Genomic DNA, 23065 nt, shown 5'->3' on the forward strand with positions numbered 1-23065 from the left:
GCCTGGCTAGTGTTGCAGGAATGGATCACCTTGCAGCCCGGGGTTGAAAAGACTAATCTAAACCGGATAGTTCACCGTATATACGGCTAAGTTCAACTGAGTCGGCCCGGCTATGCTTTGCTTTGAACGCTCCGGGCCATCCGCGGCGCAAAAGGTATGCCCCATGAGACTGTTCCCGATCCTTGCCGCGATCCTCGTCTCGGCGCTGATCTATGTATTTCTTTTCGAACGGGACCGGCTGTTTCCGGCTGACGCGCCGACCGGTGCCGAAATGGCCGAAACCGGGACGGTCGAGGCCGAGGCTGCGCCGGGCCAGACACCTGTTGGTGTGGTGGTTCTGAAATCCTCTGCCCGGACGGTGGACAGCGCGGTGATCCTGCGCGGTCAGACCGAAGCGATCCGGCATGTCGACCTGCGCGCCGAGACGGCGGGCCAGGTGATTTCCGAGCCGCTGCGCAAAGGCACCTTTGTCGAACAGGGCGATGTCATGTGCCGCCTCGATCCGGGCACAAGGATGGCGTCGCTGGCCGAGGCGCAGGCGCGGCTTGCCGAGGCGCAATCGCGCGTGCCGGCCGCAGAGGCGGCGGTCCCCGAGGCCGAAGCCCGCGTAGAGGAAGCCAAGGCGCGGGTGGAAGAGGCCAAGGCGATCCTCGAAGAAGCGATGATCAACTCCAATGCCGCGACCCGACTGTCGCAGGACGGGTTTGCCTCGGAAACCCGCGTTGCCAGCACCCAGGCCGCCGTGCGCGGTGCCGAAGCGGCGATCACCAGCGCCGAGGCCGGGCTGAAATCCGCCGCGTCGGGACTGGAGAGCGTGGCCGCAGGTATCGAGGCGGCCAAGGCCGGGGTGGAAAGCGCACGCGCCGCCGTGGCGGCCGCAGAGAAAGAGATTGAACGTCTGACGATCAGCGCGCCCTTCGGCGGGCTGCTGGAATCGGACAGCGCCGAGATTGGCAGCCTGCTGCAGCCTGGGGACCACTGCGCGACGGTGATCCAGCTCGATCCGATCCTGATGGTCGGCTATGTCCCCGAAACGGAGGTCGGCCGCGTCGAGGTTGGTGCGGCTGCGCTGGCCGAGATGGCATCGGGCGAACAGGTTCAGGGCAAGGTTGTGTTCCTGTCCCGCTCGGCCGATCCCACGACGCGCACCTTCCGGGTGGATATCGAGGTGGCCAATCCCGATCTGGCGCTGCGTGACGGTCAGACCGCCGAGATCGTGATCGCCTCGGACGGCAAACACGCGCATCTTGTGCCGCAATCGGCGCTGACGCTGGATGACGAAGGCACGCTTGGCGTGCGGCTCGTGACCGAAGACAGCACCGCGATGTTCCAGCCTGTGACGCTCCTGCGGGATACGCCGGGCGGATTATGGCTGGCCGGTTTGCCGGACGAGGCCGATGTGATCATAATCGGCCAGGAATATGTGATTGATGGGGTGCGGGTCGCTGCCTCCTATCAGACCGAAGATGAGGAGCCTGCGCAATGACAGGTCTCGTCGATTGGGCCGCCGCGCGCGCGCGCATGGTGATTGCCTTTATCGTCCTGTCGCTTCTGGCGGGCGCGCTGGCCTATACCGGCCTGCCCAAGGAAGGTGAGCCCGATATCGAGATCCCGGCGCTGTTCGTGTCGGTCCAGTTCCCCGGTATTTCCGCCGAGGACAGCGAGAAACTTCTGGTCAAGGTCATGGAGACCGAGCTGTCGGACCTTGACGGGCTCGATGTGATGACCGGCACGGCGGCGGAAAATTATGCCGGTGTCGCGCTGGAGTTCGAGTTCGGCTGGGACAAGACCAAGATCATGGCCGATGTGCGCGACGCGATGAGCGCGGCCGAGGCCAAATTTCCAGACGGGGCCGAGAAATACAAGATCAACGAGATCAATTTCAGCGAGTTCCCGATCATCATCGTGAACCTGTCGGGCGATGTGCCCGAGCGCACCATGGCCAAGCTCGCCAAGGATTTGCAGGACCGGCTGGAGGGGCTGGAGCCCGTCCTGGAGGCCGGGATCGCGGGCAATCGCGACGAGATGGTCGAGGTGGTGATCGATCCGGTGCGGCTGGAGGCGTATAACGTCACGGCGCTCGAGCTGATCAGCGTGGTGCAGAACAACAACCAGCTGATTGCCGCGGGCGAGGTCGAAAGCGACAAGGGCACCTTCTCGGTCAAGATCCCCTCGTCCTTTGACGAGCCGCGCGATATCTATGACCTGCCGGTGAAGGTCAACGGCGACCGGGTGGTGACGCTGGGCGATCTGGCCGAGATTTCGCTGACCTTCGAGGACCGTCTTGGCACCGCGCGCTTCAACGGCGAGACGACCGTGGCGCTGCAGGTGGTCAAGCGCAAAGGCTATAACATCATCGACACCTCGGAGCTGGTGCGCGAGACGGTGGCGCAGGCGCAAAAGACCTGGCCGCCGGAGTTGCAGGCGGCGGTGAGCCTGGCCACGTCAAACGATCAGAGCCATGTGATCGAGTCGATGGTCAGCCAGCTTGAAGGCTCGGTTCTGACCGCGATTGCGCTGGTGATGATCGTGATGCTGGCCACGCTGGGCATCCGGCCCTCCCTTCTGGTGGGCTTTGCCATTCCGACGTCGTTCCTGCTCTGCTTTGCGCTGCTGGCGGTGATGGAGGTGGCAATATCGAACATGGTGATGTTCGGCCTGATCCTGGCGGTGGGGATGCTGGTCGACGGGGCCATCGTGGTGGTCGAATATGCCGACAAGCGCATCTCTGAGGGCGAAGGGCCGATGCATGCCTATGTCGAGGCCGCCAAGCGCATGTTCTGGCCGGTGATCAGCTCAACCGCGACGACGCTCTGCGCCTTTTTGCCGATGCTGTTCTGGCCGGGCATTCCCGGGCAGTTCATGCGGATGCTTCCCGTCACCCTGATCTTTGTGCTGAGCGCGTCGCTGCTGGTCGCGCTGGTCTATCTGCCGGTGATGGGCGGTGTGACCGGGCGGCTGGAGCGGTGGTTCAACCAGCGGATCGCGCAGATCTCAAGCGCCTGGTGGGTCTGGCATCTGGTGCTGTTTCCGCTGGCCGCCGCCGGGCTGGCCATTGCGGGCCTGCTGGTCCCGGTCTTTCTGGAGCAGGTCAATACGCTCTTTGCGGCGATGGATATGGGGCGCATCCTGGGGTCGGTCATTCCGGTACTGGCGGGGGTGTTTGCCCTGCTGACCGTGGTGGTGGCGCTGGCGGGGATCGGCATGGCGGGGACGGTTGCGCTGCTTCTGGGGCTGCTGGCGCTGAAGCCGAGGATCGCAGGCGCGATTGCCGGGTTCGATCGCCTTGTTGCGCACCGTGCGCCGCTGATCCCGCATCTGAGTTCCTATATCCTTCTTGCCGCGGCGGTCGGTGTGGCCATTGCCGCCGGGCTGGGTGCGGGCACCGCGCTGATCCTGGGGCTTGTCGGGGCGGCGGCGATCTTTGTGTCCGGGCGCCTTCGCCGCCAAAGCGCCAACCGCGTGGAGGGACGTTACAGACGCACGCCGTTCGGCTGGTTCATCCATTCCATCGCGTCGAACCCGGTGGCCCCGCTGCTGTCGTTCTGTTTCATCTTCGTGCTGGTGGGCTCCACGCTGATCTATTTCATCGGCAACAACCGGGGCGTCGAGTTCTTTGTCGAATCCGAGCCGGAAAACGCGCTGGTTTACGTGCGTGCGCGCGGCAACCTGTCTCTGGAACAGAAGGACGATCTGGTCCGGCAGGCCGAGGCAATCATCCTGGAGCATCCCAACGTACAATCGGCCTTTGCCTTTGCGGGCGATGGCGGGCTGAACAACAACACCGGCGGCGCGCAGCCGCCGCGCGACACGGTGGGCCAGGTGCAGCTGGAGATCACCAAGTGGAAGGACCGGCCCACCACCTATGAACACTGGTTCACCGTGCCGATCCTCGATTATGACGTGATGCGACGGGTCACCGACCCGGCTGCCGATGGCGACACCACGATCAACGAACTGACCGCCGCGCTGGAACAGATCCCCGGCATCAAGATTGAGATCATGGCGCTGGAGCGTGGACCGGCCTCCGCGAAGCCCGTGCATCTGCGGATCAAGGGGGATGACTGGGACACGCTGAGGGCCTTTACCGAAGTGGCGCGCGCGAAGTTCGAGGAAACGCAAGGGCTGACCCTGATCGAGGACACGCTGCCCCTGCCCGGCATCGACTGGCAGATCGACGTGGATGTGGAAAAGGCCGGGCGTTACGGCGCGGATGTGGCCACCGTGGGCGGCATGGTGCAGCTTGTCACGCGCGGCATCCTTCTCGATACGATGCGGGTGGACAGCTCGGATGAAGAAATCGACATTCGTGTGCGCCTGCCCGAGGAAGACCGCGTCCTGTCCACGCTCGACACGCTGCGTATCCGCACCAATCAGGGGCTTGTGCCGCTCAGCAATTTCGTCAGCCGCAAGCCGGTGGAGAAGCTGGCCCAGATCGACCGGGTGGATCAGGTGCGCTTTTTCGACGTCAAGGCGGGCGTGAAGGACGGCCTGACCAAGACGGTGACGGATGAGCGCGGCAATGAAATGACCGTTCCGATCAATGCCAATGAACGGATCGAGCAACTGACCGCCTGGCTTGACAGCGGCGTGGTGCCGCCGGGGATCGAATATGAATGGACCGGCGACCAGGAGGACCAGGAAGAATCGGGCGCCTTCCTGCAACAGGCCTTCCTGGGGGCGCTGGGGCTGATGTTCATCATCCTGCTGGCACAGTTCAACTCGGTCTATAACGCCGTACTGGTGCTTCTGGCGGTGGTGCTGAGCACCACGGGCGTTCTGATCGGCATGCTGGTGATGGGGCAGCCCTTCTCGATCATCATGACCGGAACCGGGATCGTGGCGCTGGCCGGGATCGTGGTGAACAACAATATCGTGCTGATCGACACCTATCAGGAGTTCAGCCAGTACATGCCCAAGGCCGAGGCGATCACCCGCACCGCCGAGGCGCGCATTCGCCCGGTTCTGCTGACCACGGTCACCACGATGGCCGGGCTTGCGCCGATGATGTTCGGGCTGTCCTTAAACTTCTGGGATGGCGGCTACACGTTCGACAGCCCCACCGCACTCTGGTGGAAGCAATTGGCGACCGCGGTGGTGTTCGGCCTTGGCATCGCCACGGTGCTGACGCTGATCTTCACGCCCTCGATGCTGGCGCTGCGCATCTGGTCGAGCACCTATGTGCTGTGGATCGCGCGGGCGGTGGCGGCGCTGTCCTCGGGCAAGAGCAGCCAGGCGGCGCGGGACTGGGCGCTGACACGCGCGGCGAAAAAGACCAAGGCGCCCGAGCTTTTGTGGGAGCAGGCCTTTGCAGGCGATCCGGGCTATGAGGACACCCGCGAAAGCGACGCGCCCCAGCTTGACGATTTGCGCCGGGTTCTGGAAGAGCGCGAGGCGGCGCTGGCCGAACAGGCGGAGGCCGAAAAGGCTGAAGCCGGAAAGGCTGAGGTCGGGGCAGCGGACAGCGAGGCGGCAGAGAGCGCAGAAGACGAGGCGCGCCCCGAGACTTCCGGTGAAGACCCCGTGCGCGCAGCGGAGTGAGCGAAAGGTGCGTGTGAACACGCACCTTACATCTTAATCGCGGCGGTAGATTTCCACCCCGGCCACATGGGTCGAGACCACCTCGACATTGTGAATGTCATGGCTGGGAATCGTGAAGATATCCCTGTCGAGCACGCAAAAATCGGCCAGCATGCCGGGCAGCAACCGACCCTTGAGATGCTCTTCGCGCCCGGCATAGGCCCCGAGCGTGGTATAGGCCTCGACTGCCTCATAAACGCTGACCGCCTCGGACTGGCCCAGATCGGCACCCGATGCCGTGACCCGGTTGACCATCGAATGCATGGCGCGCATCGGGTTGGGGTGGCACACGGGCGCGTCGGAATGGCCCGGGGCCACAATCCCTGCATCGATCATCGAACGGTGCGGCCACATGTGGACCATCGCCTCTGCCCCGCGATTGCGGATATAGGCATCGCCCAGATCATAGGCAAACCCCGTGGCCGACGAACAGATCACCTCTAGCCGCCTCAGCCGGTCCAGGATGGCGGGCGTCACGTGACAGCAATGCTCAACCCGCATGCGGTGATCGGAGCGCGGATGCGCCGCAAGAGCGGCCTCGAACCCGTTCAGCACGAAATCGATGCCGCGATCCCCGACCCCGTCAGCGCCGACCATCAGCCCCGCCCGGTGGGCCCGCGTCACCCGAGCATTGAAATCGCCCTGCTCATAGAGCAGCATGCCGCAATTATGCTCCGGCTCGCCCAGCACAGGCTCGCCCACATAGGGCGTGTAATAGGCCGCCGTGCGCCCGCTGGTTGAGCAATCGGGGCACCATTCGACCCCGGTCAGGCGCAGCCACTCATCCCCCATGCCCGAGCGCCAGCCCGCCCGGATGATGGCCTCGATCAGATCGTCCTCCCGCCCGCTGGCCAGCAGCCCCACGCGCAGGCGCAGATCGCCCGCCTCGCGCATCTTCTGATAGGCAATGATACCGTTGGTCGAAGCCAGGGAATTATGCACCGAAGTGATGCCGTAGCCGGCAAAACGCTCGAAAACCCTGATCAGTCCCGAGGCGAACTGCTCGGGCGTGTAATCCGCCTGGATGTGGTCGACGACGGCATGGGCCGCCGTTTCGCGCAGCAGGCCGGTCAGCCTGCCTGTCTCAGGGTCCCGGTCCAGCGCGCCGAACGCAGGATCGGGGCTGTCGGCGGTGTATCCGACCCGCGCCATGGCGGCCGAATTGACGAGGCCAATATGCGCGTCGCGACGATAGAGAAAGACCGGACAATGCCCCGCCGCCGCGTCCAGCTCCGCCAGCGACGGATACCCGCCCATGGCGATATCGTCATAGCCGAAACCGACGAACCAATGCGTGGCCGGCTGGCCTTCGGTGTCCTGTGCGATCCGGCGCAGCAGCTCAGCCCTGGTCGGGGTCAACTCCCCGATATCCACCCAGCGTCCCAGCCGCGCGCCATGCATATCCGGGTGACAATGGCTGTCGATCAGCCCCGGGATCACCGTGCGCCCTTCGCAATCGACCACCTGCGCCGAGGGGGCAAAAGCGCGTATCTCCATCGTGGACCCCACCGCCACGATCCGCCCCTGTGCCACCGCCATCGCCTCGGCAAACCGGCCCGGACCCGCCATTGTGGCGATCCTGCCATTGACGACGATGGTCTCGACACGTGCCCCTTGCATCGCTCGCCCCCTTTGCGCGGACATGCCCCATCATCCCGAACCCGCCGTCCAAAGCAAGCTCAACAGGCACATCCCTTTCATCGTTCCGCAAATACTCCGGGGAGTTTGAGGGGTGGCACCCCTCATCGGGGGTTTGGGGGCCTGCCCCCAAAAGTGAATGCGTGGCGCAGCCACTCCTTTGGATCAAACCGCCTCGTCCTGCTCGCGGGCCTGACGCTGCCAGAGGCTGGCATAGCGCCCCTCGCGCTCCAGTAGCTCTGCATGGGTGCCCTGCTCTGCGATGCGGCCCTCTTCCAGCACCACGATCCGGTCCGCATCGGCAATGGTCGACAGCCGGTGCGCGATGGTGATGACCGTGCGCCCCTGCCCCGCGCGGGCCAGCGCGCCCTGGATATCGCGCTCGGTCTCGGTATCGAGCGCGCTCGTCGCCTCGTCCAGGAGCAGGATGGGCGGGTCTTTCAGCAGGGTCCGGGCGATGCCGACACGCTGCTTCTCGCCGCCCGAAAGTTTCAGGCCGCGTTCGCCCACCAGCGTGTCATAGCCCTGTGGCAGCCGGGCGATGAAGTCATGAATCTGGGCGGCGCGGGCGGCCTCTTCGATCTCGGATTGCGTGGCGTCGTCGCGGCCATAGGCGATGTTATAACCGATCGTGTCGTTGAAAAGCACCGTATCCTGCGGCACAACGCCGATGGCCGCGTGCAGGCTGTCCTGCGTCACGTCCCGCACGTCCTGACCGTCGATCATGACAGCGCCGTCCTGCACGTCGTAGAACCGGAACAAAAGCCGCCCGATGGTGGACTTGCCCGAGCCGGAGGGGCCGACCACGGCCACGGTCTGTCCGGCGGGGACCTCCAGGCTGACGCCCTTGAGAATGGGCCGTTCCGGCTCATAGCCGAACTGCACATCGCGCAGCGCCACGGTGCCGCCACCCACCTTCAGCGCGGGCGCGCCCGGTTTGTCGGACACCTCGGGCGGTTGTTCCAGCAATTCGAACATCTCGCCCATATCGACCAGGCTCTGGCGGATCTCGCGATAGACCGTGCCGAGGAAGTTGAGAGGCATGGTGATCTGGATCATATAGGCGTTGACCATCACGAAATCGCCCACGGTCATCGATCCGTTCTGCACACCGATGGCGGCCATGACCATGACGATGATCAGCCCTGCGGTGATCAGGAAGGACTGACCGAAATTGAGAAAGGCCAGCGAATAGGAGGTTTGCAGGGCGAACTTCTCATACCCCGCCATCGCCTCGTCATAGCGGCGCGCCTCGCGCCCCTCGGCGCCGAAATACTTGACCGTCTCGAAATTGAGCAGGCTGTCGATCGCCTTCTGGTTGGCGTCGGTGTCCTGATCGTTCATCGCCTTGCGCAGGCGCACGCGCCATTCGGTGACCTTGAACGTAAAGAGGATGTAAAGCGCGATCACCCCTGCCACCACGGCCAGATACCAGATGTCGAAAAGCGTCCAGAGAATGACGCCGATCAGCAGCAGTTCCAGGATCAGCGGGATAATCGAGAAGATCAGGAAGCGCAGGAGGAAATCCACGCCCTTCACCCCGCGTTCGATGATCCGGCTCAGGCCCCCGGTCTTGCGCGCGATATGATAGCGCAGCGACAGGCGGTGGATATGCTCGAACGTCTGCAGGGCGATGGCGCGCAGAGCGCGCTGGCCGACCTTGGCAAAGACCGCATCGCGCAGCTGCTGGAAGCCCACATTCATCAGCCGGGCAAGGCCATAGGCCACGGTCAACCCGACGGCCCCCGCGCCCAGCATCCAGGCCGCCGACTGGCCTTCGCCCGCCAGCGCGTCCACCGCCGCCTTGTAGAAAAACGGCGTACCCACGGCCACGAGCTTGGCCAGCACCAGAAGGCCCAGCGCAGTGACGACGCGCAGTTTCACACTGGCGTTATCGGCAGGCCACAGATAGGGCGCGACCCGGCGGATGGTCTGCCAGCCGTTGCGGGGGGCCTCGGTGGTGTTGATGGATGATCTGCGCATGGATCAAGCACTTAGTGCCTCTGCCGCGCGGCGACAATAGGCGAACACGATTGCCTTTGTCTTGCGCCGAACTCAAAGGATGTGTCACGCGACATCCTTGCTGCAAACCGATGCCTTCGGCTGTCCGGTTTGCGGACGGAGCGGCTGTAAACCTCTGAATCTATAATGACAGATTCACACGCGCTTCTTGCCCTAGGTGAAACATTAGTCGCCAAAAGTCCTGGTTCTGAAATTCAGAAAAATCTGACAGCTAAGTTGGTTGGTCTCTGGTTTTCCAGTTGAAGTGTTCATCCCGATAACGCCAGCTGCGTTGGATTAGTTTCAAGTTGAACTGTTTCCGTAAACGCGCGGCGTCGCTTTCAGGTGTCTTGTAGGCCTTTCAGGCGCCGTTGCCCTGAAACGCCTCCCTTCGTGAAAATCACGAAATCCATTGCTTAGCCGGTGGTTTGTTGAAGTACGGAAGCTTTTCAACGCTGGGCGACCAGGTGCCGGATTTCCGCAGTGCATCCATATGGTCTGCAATTCCGGCAAGGGTCGAAAACCACACGTTGCGCGTTTTCAGGGTGTCTTCGATCCATTTCTCAATCAGTCGCCAACGAGCCAGTCTTCCGGTTAAAAATGGATGGAGGATCAGCAAGAAAAATCCGCCGGCCTCGTACTGTGCCTCGAACTCTTCCCAAAATCCGGCGAGAGCTGCCGCAGGTGGCCGGACCGGCATCATGTAACCAATTTCCTCGTAATGTGCGAAGGGCGGCCAGTCATCTGTGCCCCAATGAACCGGCATTTCGTATAGCTGGCCCTTCGAAGTCTCGATGGCATAAGGAATATCGTCAGCCATCATCGAGCTGTCATAACGCATCCCATTTTCCTGCATGAGGTCAATCACCTCATCGGTAATGTTGTAGACCGGGGCGCGGTACCCTTGAGGAACCTTTCCGCAAATACGCTTATGCGCATCAAGCGTTCGCTCGAACCATTCGCGCTGGCTGCCATAGGTCGTAATGGGGTCTTCATGCAGATACCCGTGATGTCCGATCTCATGGCCGTCGTTCAGGATCGCCTCGGCGGTTTCTGGATATTGCTCCAGGCACCATCCGGGAATGAAGAAGGATTGTTTGAGGTCATATCGACGATAGGTGTCAAGGATGCGCGGCAGAGCGACATTTGGGCCGTATCGCCCCATGGATGTTTGATAGAGGCGGCGATGGCTGTCGTCGGGGCGGGCAATATGGATCAGGCTGTCGGCATCCATGTCGAAGCTGATCGCAACCGCACATTTGGCGCCATTGGGCCATGGTATAGGGTTGCGGATCATAGATTATTCACGGTCCAGAACATGCGCATTCTGTACAGCCCAGCTGAGCCATATCTGATCATCACCATGCAGGTCCAATTCGATCAGGTCTCGTTCCTGCATCTGCACCTTGAATTCATGACCATCCGCGCTTTCCAAAAACAGGGTCACCATGGAGCCCACAAATTCTTCCGAGATCAACGTGCACAGGATACGATTTTCGCCCGTGGGCTCTTCCCTTGATACGCTTACCAGGTCTGCCGACACGACGAAGGTGGCATCGGACCCTACAATGCGCGCGGTTTCCGGGGCTGTTGCAACAAATGTTCCCGAGGGTGTCGATATCGTAACTGCCTCGCTGTCCAGGGACACCACCGAGCCTGACAGGATGTTATTCCGGCCAACGAACTCGGCCACGAACCGATTGGCGGGCGCGCGGTAAATATCCTTGGGCGAGCCGACCTGCGCAATTTCGCCCTGGCTCATGATCACCACGCGGTCAGCCATGGCGAAAGCCTCAGACTGCGAATGTGTGACATAGACGAATGTGATGCCCAGCTCTTTTTGCAGGCGGGTCAAAACGGCCTGCATGCGGATCACCAGGTTGGCGTCAAGCGCCGATAGAGGTTCGTCCAGCAGCAGCATCTTGGGTTCCATCACCAGGGATCGTGCAAGCGCCACGCGCTGTTTCTGACCGCCCGAGAGGGTGGTAATGTTCCGCTCGGCAAACTCACCGATTTCCATCCGGTCGAGCCATTCAAGTGCGCGCCGCTTCCGTTCTTCTTTGCTGACACCGCGCATCTTCAGGCCGAACTCGACATTCTCACGCGCGCTGAGAAACGGGAACAAGGCCAGAGATTGCCAAACCAGCGGCGTATCACGCTCATGCGGTTTGACCTCATTCATTAGCTCACCACCGATACGGATTTCGCCCGATGTCGGCGCTTCCAGACCAGCCAGCATCCGCAGGGTTGTTGTCTTGCCGCAGCCTGATGACCCCATGATGGCGAGAAATTCACCAGCATGAATGTCCAGTTCCATGTCCCGTACGGCTACGAAGCTGCCGAAGTGTTTCTTTACGTTGCGAAAGGTAACGAGAGGCTCTGTCATATCACGAATGGCTCTTCACTTGGCGGCTGATGAAAAACACCTGTGCAAGGATCACCAGCGTCATGGAGGTCAGGAATACGAATGTGCCGATGGCATTGACCTGTGGGTCGATATTGCCTTGGACAATCTCTAGGATAACCACGGGAACAGTCTTGTTCAGGCCAGACACAAACCACGAGATCGCAAATTCATCGAAAGATACGGCTGCGGTCAAACAGAGGGCCGATACGATCGCGGGGGCACAGAACGGTATGATGACATGGCGCATGGCCTGCCATTCGCTGCTGCCCAGATTCCAAGCGGCTGCCTCAAGGTCAGGATCCATCTGGTTCAACCTAAGCCGGATGATGGCCATGGCAAAAGGGGCCGTTAGCACTGAATGGGCCAGGATGATTGACCACAGCTGGCCGGACAGCCCCAGCTTTGACAGCCACGCCAGCATCGCCAAGGCCATGATTATAAGCGGAATGGTCGGCGGCAGAAGGATGAGCGCCAGATAGGGACCCTTGAAGCGGAAGTTGTACCGAAAATCCGAATAGGCGGTGCAAAAGCCCAAGAAGGTGGCCACCACTGAGGTGCTGACCGACACGATCAGCGAATTGCGTGCTGCCAACCAGACATCAGGATCGGCAAAGATTTTAGCATACCATTCGGTTGAAAACTCTCCCAGCGGAATGGTCGGGAAGCGTTGCGAATTGAACGAAAACACCAAGCTGAACAGGATCGGTGCGAAGATAAAGACAAAGATGCACAGCACATACAGCGCTAGAATAAAGTTGAGGGTACGGTTCTGGTTCATCTCGCGCCCCCTTTGCGATAGGCCAGCGCGATAGCGGCAAAGGCGATTGTAAAGAGCGTCGCCATCATCATGATGGCGACTACGGCTGCCCTTGGCCATTGCTGGCCCGATTTGGTGGTATCGAGGATCAGAATGGGCAATGTCGGCTCTTGCGAGCCCCCTAGATAAAAAGGCGCCACGAAGTCCCCAAAGGACAGAATGAAACAGAATAGGGCCGCAACGATTAGCCCGGTTTTCGACAGCGGCAGCACAACGCGCCAAATGGTCGCCAGTGGTTTGCACCCGAGGTTGCGTGCAGCCTCGATCAGAGTTTTATCGACATTGGCCATGGTCACGGTTTGTAGGATCACCACCAACGGCAATGTCAGGGTCAGATAGCCAATGACCGTACCGAAATGCGTGTTCAGCATCTTGAACGGCCCCAGACCGATCTGTCCCAGCATCGCGTTGACCACGCCGCTTTCGGCCAGAATCACATACCAAGAGAATGTACGCACCAGATATGAGGTGAAAAACGGGATGATCAGCAGGAAAACCGCCCAACGGCGCAGGCTGTCTGAGGCGCGAAACGCCAAGGCGAAGGAAGCCGGAAAGGCAAGCAGCATCGCCACCGCAGTGCTGATCCCGGCGATGAAGATGGTGTACCAGTAACTGTCCCAGAAATAACCGCGAGACAGCATCTTCTGCCAGTTCACCATCTCGAAGGCTTCGGTCATGCGATAGTTCTTCACGATGAAGAACGAGAGCGCGACCATAAACAAAAGCGGGCCAACAAAGAACAAGAGCTGCCAGAAGATGATCGGCAACCGCCATGTCATGGCATAGAGATCAAACTTGCGCTTCACGAAGCCCTACCTATTCTGGCTGATCAGGACAGCCCTGACCGGGCTGCTCTGTTTAACTTGTCAGATGTTGCCAATCAGGCGTTTTTGTACTCCGACCAAAAGTCATTCCAATCCTCAAGCGATTGCTGCTGCGGAATGTCACGGTAGTGAATACGGCCCTCGTTGATCAGGGCGATCGGATCATTGGCCATACCTTCAATCTGATGGCTACGCTTGGCCTCGGCGGGATCGACTTCCTGCAACATGGCACGGCCGGCTTTGGTGATGCAGAAGCCGGGATAGGCCAACATCTGCGCCGATTTCACCTGACCTTCGGGCGACAGCATGTACTGAATGAACTTGGTACAGATATCCGCCTTCTCGCTGTCTTTGCCGATAGAATAGCTTTCCGTAAATTGAATGCCCCCTTCTTTCGGGATGGTCGAAGCAACCGGTGCGCCATCACGCTCCAGCACGCCGGTGATCCAATCGCCGATGCCGCACATGGCCAGCATTTCTCCGTTCTTGAGGCCGTTGAATGTGCCGCCATAGTCAAAGAAGCCACCCACCTGCGGTCGCAAGGATAGCGTCGTATCCTGTACCGATTGCCATGCGGCGTCATCCAGATCCCAAAGCCCGGCACCATTGCCGTTCTTGAGGCTCATCATGCCAAGGGTGGGCAGATGCCAGTCGAAATGGCCCGCCTTGCCTTTCAGGCTTTCCTTCCAGAACACGTCATAGCTGGCCGCTTCTTCGGCTGACGCAGCTGTGGTGTTGTAAGATACGCCCAAATGCCCGCCGCGAACCATCATCGAATAGAGCTTGTCGTCAGCCCAATGGCCTGGGAATTTGGTGAAATCCTCATGCAGCATGTCATCGAGCGGGTAGTCTGCCGCGTTCAGCTCTTCGATATAGCCTGCAGCATTGAGCTGCTGCACAAACTCGGCATCCGACAGGATAATGTCGTAGGTGCCCGGAGGCGATTGCGCAATCAGCGCAAGCATGTTGTCGCCGCCTGCGTAGTACTTGGGGACGAACTTGACGTTGTTGGCCTCTTCGAAGGCACCGACCATGTCAGGCTCACCATGACCATACCAGGCCAGCATGTTGATTTCCGTGGTCGAGGCCCAGGCTCGGCTTACAAAGGGTGCCGAGAGTGCGATGCCCCCACCGATCCTTAGCACATCGCGACGCGTGGGTGTCATCCGGCGGGTTGTCAGGTGTTTCGGCTTCATTACTTTTCCTCCATGCTGTTCTGCGAACTTTTTCGCGACACGCCGATTACGGCTATGTGTTTTGCCGCAGATTTGACCGAAGGATATGCCAGTGCGCGTTCAAAAGGAAATTTATCGTTAATATGATCTCATTACGAATGCTTATCCTGAATTAACGTCCGAGGATTGCGATTCAAGTGTGTTTACAATGGCGTCAATTGCCGCATAGCCACCGGCGCCCAACTGCGCCTGACGCGCGAAGAGCCCAATGTGGAGAGCAGGCAATGCCGGAAGGCCATCCTTTTCGGTAAATCGGCGCATGCCGTCCAGAACGGTAGGGCCCGTCAAGCAGGACAAACCCAGCCCATCCCTCACCGCATGCTGCACGCCACCGATGCCTGGACTGGAGTAGGCGATGCGCCAGTCCTGCCCGGCCAGCTTCAGGGCCGTGGCCATGCGCTCCCGGTAGACGCAGCCAAAGGGGTGAACCACGAGCGGGATAACGTCCTGATCTGGAACCTCAAAATCTGTTGCACCGACCCAAACGGGCTGTTCTTTCCAGTTTCGGAACAGAAATTGCTGATCATCACCATCAAACAGCGCTACTGCAATGTCTATTTCGTTGCTTCTCAAGGCTGATAGGAGATTCTTGGATAAGTCACACCTTATTTCAATCTGAATGTCAGAGAACTGTCGCACAACGTTCGTCAGACAGGACTGTAAAGTGTTTACCGCATAATCCACAGGCAATCCGACCCGAAGCTTGGACGATTCTTTCTGGTGTTCAAACTGCGCCACAGCCAGATCGTTCAGGCGCAGGATTTGCCGCGCATGGATGGCTAAGGACTCGCCACGCTCGGTTAGGGAAATATCTTTGCCTTCGCGCTTTATCAGAGCGTATCCAACCGTGTCTTCCAATCGCTTTATCTGAAGGCTGATCGCCGGTTGTGTCCGTCCGAGGATTTCTGCGGCCCGCGTGAAGCTTTCCACTTCGATGACGGTCACGAAGGTCCGCAAAAGTTCGGTCGAAAGATTGACAACACGCATGCCGCGAAGATTAGCGTTGAAAATGCTCGGAGGGCAATCATTAACATGATGAATGATATTCGATCATTCGAACAAAACGCTGACAGACTCCCCGCTGGCAATGCGAGTAATCGCCTTCGCAAACATCGGCGCGATGGAAATTGTGCGGATCGTGGAAGACGCTGCGACCGCCTCGGTGGCACAAATCGTATCGGTGATGACCAGCGACGCCAGATCTGATGAATCGATCCTTTCGACCGCCTTGCCAGACAAAACGCCATGGGTGATGTAGGCCGACACATCAGCGGCACCGTGTTCCAGCAAAGCCGTCGCAGCATTGCAAAGAGTTCCACCTGAATCGATGATATCATCAACTAGCACACAGGATTTACCCTCAACATCGCCGATGATATTCATGACTTCTGATGAGCCCGGCTTGTCCCTTCGCTTATCGACAATCGCCAGTGGGCTGGAAATACGTTTGGCCAATCCGCGCGCACGAACTACCCCGCCCACATCCGGTGAGACAACCATGACATTATCACGGCTACTTTGTTGCTCAATATCGCGGACGATTTCGGGCACTGCAAAGAGATTGTCGGTGGGTATGTCGAAAAAGCCCTGAATCTGGCCTGCGTGCAAATCCATCGTCAAAACCCGGTCGGCACCCGCATGAGTGATGATGTTCGACACCAGCTTGGCCGAAATCGGTGTGCGAGGGGCTGGTTTGCGATCCTGACGAGCATAACCGAAGTAGGGAATAACGGCGGTAATCCGTCCCGCTGATGCGCGGCGCAGCGCGTCAATCAACACCAACAATTCCATCAGATTGTCATTTGCAGGAAACGACGTGGATTGGATGACGTAAACATCATCACCACGCACATTTTCCTGTATCTGAACGAACACTTCCTCATCGGCAAAGCGGCGCACATTACACTCTGCAAGCGGTACTTTCATATGCGCCGCAATCGCTTCTGCGAGCGGTCGATTGCTGTTTCCACAGACCAGTTTCATCTGTCGAGCCCCTTTTCAGGTGAGGAGTCAGGAATGTGGGCTGAGCCCAGTTGCCTAGACCGGAAATGCCATCTCGGGTTTGTAGGTCTTAAAGCTTTCGAGATATTGGGCGTTGGCCTGACGCTGCCATTCGGTTCCCGGTTGAATCGCAGTGACGCATTTGTATTTCTTGCGATACTCGGCGGTATTGTCATTCTCTTCCATGACAATGGCCACCATGCCGGCCACCTTGCCCTTTTGCTGTTCTACCAACTGAACCGCGCCGTGCATGGTACCTCCGGTCTCCACCCATTGGTCCACAAGCAAGACCCGTGTTCCCGGCGCGAAGGCTGGCAAACGCATCTCCATTGCCTGCGTCTGACCTGAGTAGTTGGTCATCGACGCCTGATCTGTATCAACACACAGCTTGCCGGGCTTGCGGATGGGCAAGAAGCCCCGACCAATCCGGGCGGCGATACCAGCCGCCAGCACAAAGCCCATGGCATCCAGACCCGCAACAACGTCGATCTCGTCCGCGTCCAGATCGGCAACAAGATCATCCAGCAGATCATGATAGGCCTTGCCGTTTATGTAGATGGAAGTCGGGTCCAACCAGGCGAATTTGTCGCCCTTGGTGTTGGGTGCCATCAGCGAGAAGTACCAGCGGTCATCCCGGGGTCCTTTGTCATGAGTCATTTGATTGTCTCCCTTATTTCCGTGTGATGTCCATGAGGCGCTTCAGGCGATCGGGGTCGATGTTGTAGAAATCCCCCTCGAAATTGATTCCTGTCGCAACCATGAAAAGATCAACCGCATCCGCATATTGCGCTGCGTTTTCGGGTGTGATGCCCGAGGCCAGGCCAAGAGCCGTATCACCGCAATTTTCTCGGAAGGTTTCGATTTTGCCCACATCTGCCGCATGGCCGGTCGCCACGCCAGACGTCACCACAACATCCATGTAGCGTGTGGCGATACGGGCGCTTTTGGCAAATTGGGCAGGTTCTACCTCGCGCTGTTTCTTGAACGCAGTGCCACCGATATACAGCCCGGTCCATCCGCTCTCATTGCGAATATCGGCGATCTCTTCTGCCTCGGGTTGGTCATCCTCGGGTCTGCGTTCATCTATCCGCGCATCATCGGCCCAATAGCCGTCAACCTGAACTCCCTCTGCTTGCAGCTGGCCCAAAATTGGGAATGCAAACTTGCCGGTCACTGCGAGGAAGTTCACACCAATCCAAACATCTGGAAATGCTCGACGCATGTCCTTGATGATTGGGACCAATTTTTCCTTTTCAAAGTCGTGATTGATCAGAAAAACACCAGGACACCCACCGTCGATGGCCGATTGAATGTTCGTTTTTGTTTGCTCGGCGTCAAGCACGTGAATCACTGGGAGCACGACCGGCCCGGAGGTCCCAAAACTCTGTTGAAAGGTGTACCGGTTCATATTTCGCCTCTGCTCAGTAGGTCTGGGCGAAAAGTATCATTGGCAATTCAATTTAGAAAATTTATAGTTCTTATTTATCCATTAACCTTGAAAATGAAACTTTGTTGGACAACAAACTTTGCTGACAGATCGATTGCCCCGTTGTCCTGTGTTTTGAACAAGAACCACTTGTTGCAGATAGCAGCCTTTCCTATGTCGCGCGGCATTTGGTGTTTTGGGCTCACAGTCGACGCTCACCGCGGTTGCATCCGAAATGGACCGCCCTACGGCGCGGTATAGGCAAAGCGATATCGCAGAGATCACTCCGGCAGGCTGAACACCTGGCCGGGATAGATCAGGTCGGGGTCGCGGATGCGGTCGCGATTGGCCTCGAAGACGCGCACATAAAGCACCCCGTCGCCATAGGCTGCGCGGCTGATGGCCCAAAGCGTCGAGCCGGGTTGCACCGTGACGGCGGCAATGCGCTGTTCGGCCACGGCGGCGGAGGCGGCGGCGATCACGTCCTCCTCTTCGCGCTTGAAGGGGGTTTCGACGCGGGAGGTGACATTGCCCTCGGCGTCCGTTTCATCAATCCGCAGCGTGTAGACGCCGGTATCGACCTCAGGCAGATCGGTGCGCCAATTGCCGTCTTCCGAAATCCGCGAGCTGGTGACGGGCGCATTGTCAAGATAGACCCGCACGAAGCCGTCCCCCTGCCCCCGGCCCGACAGTTCAACCTCGCCCTGCTGGGAGTAGGTGATCGCATCGAGCGCCACCGAGGACATGACATCGGGCGCGAGGTCGCGCGGGGTCGCGGGCTGAAGCACACGCACGCCGTCATCGTTGGACAAAAGCACGGTTTGCGACGCTTCCGCACTGTCCTGCACGGGGTCGACCGCAATGGTTTCGATTGTGGTTTCGGTTGTGGTTACGGTTGTGGTTTCGGTCTCTGCCGGGGCGGTTTCGCTCTCTGTCGGGGCAGTCTGGGCGGTCTGTCCGGCATCGGCCGTTTGCACGCTCTTGGTGTCGGGTTCGGCGTCACCGGCCGTATCGGACGCCGCGGCCTCGGCCACCTCCTGCGTCTGGGAGGTTTGCCCGGTCTCACCCGCGTCAGTGGCCTGCGATTCCGCCAGCTCTTCGGCTTGTGCCACGGGGGTGGGAGCGATGATCACCTCGTCACGCGACGCAATCTCGGCGCCGCTCTCCGGGTCGCGCATCAGCAGCGACAGGATCCGGGGCTCCGCGCTCTGGTCGATCTGCAGGAAGGCGACGAACTTGCCCGCGCTGTCCGGGGTCACGGTCTCAAGGGTGGCCCCGTCGAGCGTGACAAGCGTGTCCCAGCCCGGAGCGGCCTGCCCGGCCACCAGAAGCGCGCCATCGGGGTCAAGCCGGAACGTGTCGATGGAGGGTGCCTCGGGCATCGCGGGAACGGCACGGGCCTCGGTGTCCTCGGTGGCCTCGGGCGCGGCCTCTGCCACGTCGTCCTGGGCGGTGGTTTCGGCGGGTTCGGCACTGTCGGCCTCAGGCGCATCGCTGGTTTCTGCGGTGCTGTCCTCCTGAGGGGTCTGCGCCTCGGGCACGGTCCCGGCCAGGTCCGCGGGCGTCTCGCCCGTGTCTGCGCCTTTGTCGCCCGGCCCGATCAACAGCGCCACCGCCAGCACAAGCGCCGCTGCCGCAGCGGCCCCCAGGACCGGACCGCCCACCACGCCCGAGAATTTGCTCATTGATCGTCTTCCTTCGCCCCCGGCTATGCCGCTCATCCCACTTGTGAGACCATATCAACCCGCGATACACAAATCAAAGCAACCCGTACATCCCGGAGATCGCCCATGTCAAAGCCTTCAGTCTGTGTCTTTTGCGGCTCACGCACGGGGCGCAACCCGGCCTATGAGGCCGCGGCCACTGCCACCGGGCATATGCTGGCAGATGAGGGGTTCCGGCTGGTCTATGGCGCGGGGGATGTGGGGCTGATGGGTGCCTGCGCGCGGGCCGCACAGGAGCGCGGCGGCGAAACCTTCGGCGTGATCCCGGTGCACCTGATGCGCGCCGAGGTGGGCAAGACCGACCTCACCAGCTTTGTCGTCACCGAAACGATGCACGAGCGCAAGAAGGTGATGTTTATGAATTGCGACGCCATCGTCGTGCTGCCCGGCGGCGCGGGATCGCTGGACGAGTTTTTCGAGGTGCTGACATGGCGTCAGATCGGCCTGCATTCCAAGCCGATTTTCCTTTTGAATACCGACTATTACTGGTCACCCCTGATGCAGTTGATGAGCCATGTCATCGACGAGGGATTTGCCGATGCCAGCCTGCTTGACTATCTGCGCAGCCCGGCCACCGTGCCCGAGCTTCAGACCGGCCTGCGCGCGGCCTTGCTCTGACGCCAGCTTGCGGCGGAATAGAGCGCGAGCGCCGTCCAGATCATCGCGAAGGCAATCGCGTGCCAGAGGCCGAACGGCTCTTGCAGGACAAGCGTGGCCACCAGAAATTGCAGCGTCGGGTTGAGGTAGGACAGAAGGCCCACAGTCATCATCCCGACCCGCTGTGCGGCATAGCTGAAGAACATCAGGGGCAGTGCGGTTATCGGGCCCGAGAGGGCCAGCAGGACACTGTCCTGAAGGTTTGCGCCAAAGGCCCCTGCCCCGGTGCCGTGTTGCCAGGCGAGAAAACCGAGCGCGAAGGGAGACAGCAGCATCGCCTCAGCCGTAACCGACACGACCGGGCCAACGGCAAGCCCCTTCTTGACCATGCCGTAAAGCCCGAAGGACACCGCCAGCAGCAGCGCCAGCCAGGGCGTCACCCCCAGACCAATGGACAGCAGCAGCACCGCCGCCGTCACCAGCCCGATCGCCAGCCCCTGCGCCCGGCCCACCCGTTCGGCAAAGACCACGATGCCCAGCGCCACGGCCACCAGCGGATAGATGAAGTAACCCAGTGACGCCTCAAGCGCCTTGCCCTGCTGGATGGCATAGACAAAAACCAGCCAGTTGATCCCGACAAGGACCATGGCCACCGCAAGGATGCCAAAGGACCGACGCGTTGACAGGGCGCGAAACGGGGCCGAGGGGCGGCGTTGCAGGGTCAGGAGGACGAGGAAGAACACCACCGCCCAGACGGTGCGATGCGCCATCACCTCTACAGCCGGGATATGGGTGAGATAATTGTAGAACAGCCCCGAAATGCCCCAGAGGACACAGGCCAGGATCATGGCGAGAACGCCTTTGGTGGTGTCGGTCATGGGATGGCCTCTGAGCGGGGCAGATTTGCCCGCCACCGTGCTGGCTCACGGCGCAGAGGAGATCAAGGATAATCTGTCGCTCATCCGTCGGTTTGCGGTGCGTCGTCCTCGGTCACCTGCGTGGCCTCCAGCGGTTCGGCAAAGAGCAAAGGCACCGCGCGTTTGGAGATTGCCGCGATATAGGCGCTGCGTTTCGCGCTCGCCTTGATCTGGCTCTTGTGCAGCTTGTCCTCGCCTGCGCAGTTGATCACTTCCTCTAGGTCTTCATCATCGTCGGCGCCCAGTTTCTGCATGGCGCGCAGGCGGATGCAGGCCGCATCGACGTGATAGACCAGCCCCAGCGCATGGGATTTCTGAAGGTGCCAGTTTGCGCCCCAGCGTTCCAGTGCCGCCCCGTCAAGAGCGGTGAGCGTGGCGCGGATCGTGCGCCGCTCATGCTCGGCCAGCAGGCCGGTTTTGGCGATCTGACCAGTGGACATCTGTGCGAGTAAAGCGCCCAGCGTGTCGCAATCGGTGCTGGACGTGGCATCTGGGTCGCGCCGCTTCTGATCCGAGCACACCGAATAAACGGCAGACCCGAAGGTCACCACCGTGTCGCGATAGGTGGCGAAGACACGGCGCAGGATCGGGAAGGTCCGCTTGCCCGTGTTCAGAAGCCCGGCCAGGTCCAGATCGATGATATCGTCGATCAGATCATCGAGGTCGGCGGCATCGCTGCTCTGCTTGGCCAGCGCATAGAGCGTGCGCTGCATGTCGTAGCTGTTTTTCTCAAAGGCGAAGGCACTGTTGGTCGGCGTATCGACGGATTTGCACGACGTGTGCTGAAGCACGCAGCTATGGCTGATCTCGTTCATCCGGCCCAGGATGTCGTAGGCCTTGTTGATCTGAATGGACATGGATTTCGCCTCGGCCTCGGTCTGGGCCAGTTCGGCGGCAATGGGGGCGATCAGGGTCAAGCTCATCAGGTAGCGGTCGGCGCGTTGGGCCATGCTGCGGGCCTGAAAGAGCCGCTCATCGGCAAGCCGCCCAAAGGCCCCGCCGGTATAGCCTGTCTCGTCGTTCACGGTGCCGCACGCCACAAGCATCAGCGCCGCGCAGGCGGATGCCAACCATGTCTTCAATCTCATATTGGTCCCCAGATCGTCAGTAATACGTTTTCGTTCTCAAAAGCTCGCGTCAGGGACGCAGACTGCCCGAGCGACACACCTATAGCAAGAAAAATCGCATTGATTTAAAAGGAAAAAGAAAAACCCCCGCTCAAGGCGGGGGCTTTGGGATCATAAAGGAAACCGGATCAGAGGCGCGAGGCGACGTTTTCCCAGTTGACCAGATTGTTCAGGAAGTTCTCCAGATAGGCCGGGCGTTTGTTGCGGAAGTCGATGTAGTAGGAATGCTCCCACACGTCGCAGCCCAGCAAAGCCGTCTGACCGAAGCAAAGCGGGTTCACGCCATTTTCCGTCTTGGTCACGGCCAGCGAGCCATCGGCGTTTTTCACCAGCCAGCACCAGCCCGAGCCGAACTGTCCGGCACCCGCGGCGGAAAACTGCGATTTGAACTCATCGACGCTGCCGAAGCTTTCGGTGATCGCCTTTTCCAGCTCACCGGGCATGCCCGCATCGCCGGGGCCCATCATCTCCCAGAACTGGTTGTGGTTCCACAGCTGGCTGATGTTGTTGAAGATGCCGTTCTGCGCCACCGCGTTCGCGTCATAGGTGCCGGTGATGATCTCTTCCATCGACTTGCCGTCCCACTCGGTCCCGGCAATCAGCTTGTTGCCGTTGTCGACATAGGCCTTGTGGTGCAGGTCGTGGTGATACTCGAGCGTCTCGGCGCTCATGCCTTTGCCGGCCAGCGCATCATGGGCGTAGGGAAGGTCGGGAAGTTCGAATGCCATTGGTTGGGCTCCCATATTGGTGATTATTCTTCTATCGCCCTAC

At 60.1% G+C, this 23065-nt stretch carries 18 protein-coding genes; 3 read left to right on the forward strand and 15 right to left on the reverse strand.

Annotated elements, in window-relative coordinates; genetic code table 11:
* Nucleotides 1–163: 163 nt before the first annotated feature.
* Both EI983_RS11070 and EI983_RS11075 read left to right on the forward strand, forming a co-directional pair.
* A complete protein-coding gene (locus tag EI983_RS11070) occupies nucleotides 164–1486 on the forward strand; it encodes an efflux RND transporter periplasmic adaptor subunit (RefSeq protein WP_157707454.1) in 1323 nt (440 codons plus the stop codon).
* Complete coding sequence (locus EI983_RS11075; protein WP_157707455.1) at nucleotides 1483–5541, forward strand: efflux RND transporter permease subunit; 4059 nt, start codon at nucleotides 1483–1485, stop codon at nucleotides 5539–5541. Before EI983_RS11070 ends, EI983_RS11075 begins: the two co-directional genes overlap by 4 nt.
* A 33-nt stretch (nucleotides 5542–5574) precedes the next feature.
* On the opposite strand, the gene EI983_RS11080 is transcribed toward EI983_RS11075, so the two are convergent.
* The 12 genes from EI983_RS11080 to EI983_RS19335 all read right to left on the reverse strand — a co-directional run bounded on the left by EI983_RS11080 (nucleotide 5575) and on the right by EI983_RS19335 (nucleotide 19614).
* The gene (locus EI983_RS11080) at nucleotides 5575–7200 is read right to left on the reverse strand and encodes an amidohydrolase (RefSeq protein ID WP_157707456.1); all 1626 of its coding nucleotides are present in this window, start codon (nucleotides 7198–7200) and stop codon (nucleotides 5575–5577) included.
* A gap of 183 nt (nucleotides 7201–7383) precedes the next feature.
* A complete protein-coding gene (locus EI983_RS11085; RefSeq protein ID WP_157707457.1) occupies nucleotides 7384–9201 on the reverse strand; it encodes an ABCB family ABC transporter ATP-binding protein/permease in 1818 nt (605 codons plus the stop codon).
* A gap of 418 nt (nucleotides 9202–9619) precedes the next feature.
* Entirely contained in the window at nucleotides 9620–10516 is an 897-nt protein-coding gene (locus tag EI983_RS11090; RefSeq protein ID WP_157707458.1) for a polysaccharide deacetylase family protein, read from the reverse strand.
* Nucleotides 10517–10519: 3 nt separating this feature from the next.
* The gene (locus EI983_RS11095; RefSeq protein ID WP_157707459.1) at nucleotides 10520–11605 is read right to left on the reverse strand and encodes an ABC transporter ATP-binding protein; all 1086 of its coding nucleotides are present in this window, start codon (nucleotides 11603–11605) and stop codon (nucleotides 10520–10522) included.
* A gap of 1 nt (nucleotide 11606) precedes the next feature.
* Entirely contained in the window at nucleotides 11607–12404 is a 798-nt protein-coding gene (locus tag EI983_RS11100; RefSeq protein WP_157707460.1) for an ABC transporter permease, read from the reverse strand.
* Nucleotides 12401–13222: an ABC transporter permease gene (locus tag EI983_RS11105; protein WP_157709067.1), complete on the reverse strand. Its 822-nt coding sequence runs from the start codon at nucleotides 13220–13222 to the stop codon at nucleotides 12401–12403. The genes EI983_RS11100 and EI983_RS11105 overlap by 4 nt, the downstream gene beginning before the upstream one ends.
* A 101-nt stretch (nucleotides 13223–13323) precedes the next feature.
* Nucleotides 13324–14463, reverse strand: coding sequence for an extracellular solute-binding protein (locus EI983_RS11110; protein ID WP_157707461.1), 1140 nt, complete (start codon nucleotides 14461–14463; stop codon nucleotides 13324–13326).
* 141 nt (nucleotides 14464–14604) lie between these two features.
* Nucleotides 14605–15489, reverse strand: coding sequence for a LysR family transcriptional regulator (locus EI983_RS11115; protein WP_157707462.1), 885 nt, complete (start codon nucleotides 15487–15489; stop codon nucleotides 14605–14607).
* A gap of 63 nt (nucleotides 15490–15552) precedes the next feature.
* Entirely contained in the window at nucleotides 15553–16485 is a 933-nt protein-coding gene (locus EI983_RS11120; RefSeq protein ID WP_157707463.1) for a ribose-phosphate pyrophosphokinase, read from the reverse strand.
* Between the two features lie 54 nt (nucleotides 16486–16539).
* Nucleotides 16540–17160, reverse strand: a complete 621-nt coding sequence (locus EI983_RS11125) for a phosphoribosyltransferase family protein (protein WP_157707464.1) — start codon at nucleotides 17158–17160, stop codon at nucleotides 16540–16542.
* 13 nt (nucleotides 17161–17173) lie between these two features.
* Nucleotides 17174–17911: a BtpA/SgcQ family protein gene (locus EI983_RS11130; protein ID WP_157707465.1), complete on the reverse strand. Its 738-nt coding sequence runs from the start codon at nucleotides 17909–17911 to the stop codon at nucleotides 17174–17176.
* Between the two features lie 299 nt (nucleotides 17912–18210).
* Nucleotides 18211–19614, reverse strand: coding sequence for a LysM peptidoglycan-binding domain-containing protein (locus EI983_RS19335; RefSeq protein ID WP_246162124.1), 1404 nt, complete (start codon nucleotides 19612–19614; stop codon nucleotides 18211–18213).
* A 105-nt stretch (nucleotides 19615–19719) separates the two neighbouring features.
* Between EI983_RS19335 and EI983_RS11140 the strand changes: the two genes are divergently transcribed.
* Nucleotides 19720–20271, forward strand: a complete 552-nt coding sequence (locus tag EI983_RS11140; protein WP_157707466.1) for an LOG family protein — start codon at nucleotides 19720–19722, stop codon at nucleotides 20269–20271.
* Here EI983_RS11140 and rarD read toward each other — a convergent pair.
* From rarD to EI983_RS11155, 3 genes are all read right to left on the reverse strand, one after another.
* Nucleotides 20241–21128, reverse strand: a complete 888-nt coding sequence (gene rarD, locus EI983_RS11145) for an EamA family transporter RarD (RefSeq protein WP_157707467.1) — start codon at nucleotides 21126–21128, stop codon at nucleotides 20241–20243. The two genes, EI983_RS11140 and rarD, sit on opposite strands and share 31 nt — an antisense overlap.
* Nucleotides 21129–21208: 80 nt before the next feature.
* The gene (locus tag EI983_RS11150) at nucleotides 21209–22255 is read right to left on the reverse strand and encodes a hypothetical protein (RefSeq protein WP_198389281.1); all 1047 of its coding nucleotides are present in this window, start codon (nucleotides 22253–22255) and stop codon (nucleotides 21209–21211) included.
* Between the two features lie 167 nt (nucleotides 22256–22422).
* The gene (locus EI983_RS11155; RefSeq protein WP_157707469.1) at nucleotides 22423–23022 is read right to left on the reverse strand and encodes a superoxide dismutase; all 600 of its coding nucleotides are present in this window, start codon (nucleotides 23020–23022) and stop codon (nucleotides 22423–22425) included.
* Nucleotides 23023–23065: the final 43 nt, after the last annotated feature.

Origin of the sequence: Roseovarius faecimaris (genome assembly GCF_009762325.1) — a bacterium.
GTDB lineage: Bacteria > Pseudomonadota > Alphaproteobacteria > Rhodobacterales > Rhodobacteraceae > Roseovarius > Roseovarius faecimaris.

Bases quoted from the DNA above. Each gene is read 5' to 3' on its own strand.
- EI983_RS11070 (WP_157707454.1), top strand. From the start codon at position 164: ATGAGACTGTTCCCGATCCTTGCCGCGATCCTCGTCTCGGCGCTGATC.
- EI983_RS11075 (WP_157707455.1), top strand. From the start codon at position 1,483: ATGACAGGTCTCGTCGATTGGGCCGCCGCGCGCGCGCGCATGGTGATT.
- EI983_RS11080 (WP_157707456.1), bottom strand. From the start codon at position 7,200: ATGCAAGGGGCACGTGTCGAGACCATCGTCGTCAATGGCAGGATCGCC.
- EI983_RS11085 (WP_157707457.1), bottom strand. From the start codon at position 9,201: ATGCGCAGATCATCCATCAACACCACCGAGGCCCCCCGCAACGGCTGG.
- EI983_RS11090 (WP_157707458.1), bottom strand. From the start codon at position 10,516: ATGATCCGCAACCCTATACCATGGCCCAATGGCGCCAAATGTGCGGTT.
- EI983_RS11095 (WP_157707459.1), bottom strand. From the start codon at position 11,605: ATGACAGAGCCTCTCGTTACCTTTCGCAACGTAAAGAAACACTTCGGC.
- EI983_RS11100 (WP_157707460.1), bottom strand. From the start codon at position 12,404: ATGAACCAGAACCGTACCCTCAACTTTATTCTAGCGCTGTATGTGCTG.
- EI983_RS11105 (WP_157709067.1), bottom strand. From the start codon at position 13,222: ATGACATGGCGGTTGCCGATCATCTTCTGGCAGCTCTTGTTCTTTGTT.
- EI983_RS11110 (WP_157707461.1), bottom strand. From the start codon at position 14,463: ATGAAGCCGAAACACCTGACAACCCGCCGGATGACACCCACGCGTCGC.
- EI983_RS11115 (WP_157707462.1), bottom strand. From the start codon at position 15,489: ATGCGTGTTGTCAATCTTTCGACCGAACTTTTGCGGACCTTCGTGACC.
- EI983_RS11120 (WP_157707463.1), bottom strand. From the start codon at position 16,485: ATGAAACTGGTCTGTGGAAACAGCAATCGACCGCTCGCAGAAGCGATT.
- EI983_RS11125 (WP_157707464.1), bottom strand. From the start codon at position 17,160: ATGACTCATGACAAAGGACCCCGGGATGACCGCTGGTACTTCTCGCTG.
- EI983_RS11130 (WP_157707465.1), bottom strand. From the start codon at position 17,911: ATGAACCGGTACACCTTTCAACAGAGTTTTGGGACCTCCGGGCCGGTC.
- EI983_RS19335 (WP_246162124.1), bottom strand. From the start codon at position 19,614: ATGAGCAAATTCTCGGGCGTGGTGGGCGGTCCGGTCCTGGGGGCCGCT.
- EI983_RS11140 (WP_157707466.1), top strand. From the start codon at position 19,720: ATGTCAAAGCCTTCAGTCTGTGTCTTTTGCGGCTCACGCACGGGGCGC.
- rarD (WP_157707467.1), bottom strand. From the start codon at position 21,128: ATGACCGACACCACCAAAGGCGTTCTCGCCATGATCCTGGCCTGTGTC.
- EI983_RS11150 (WP_198389281.1), bottom strand. From the start codon at position 22,255: ATGAGATTGAAGACATGGTTGGCATCCGCCTGCGCGGCGCTGATGCTT.
- EI983_RS11155 (WP_157707469.1), bottom strand. From the start codon at position 23,022: ATGGCATTCGAACTTCCCGACCTTCCCTACGCCCATGATGCGCTGGCC.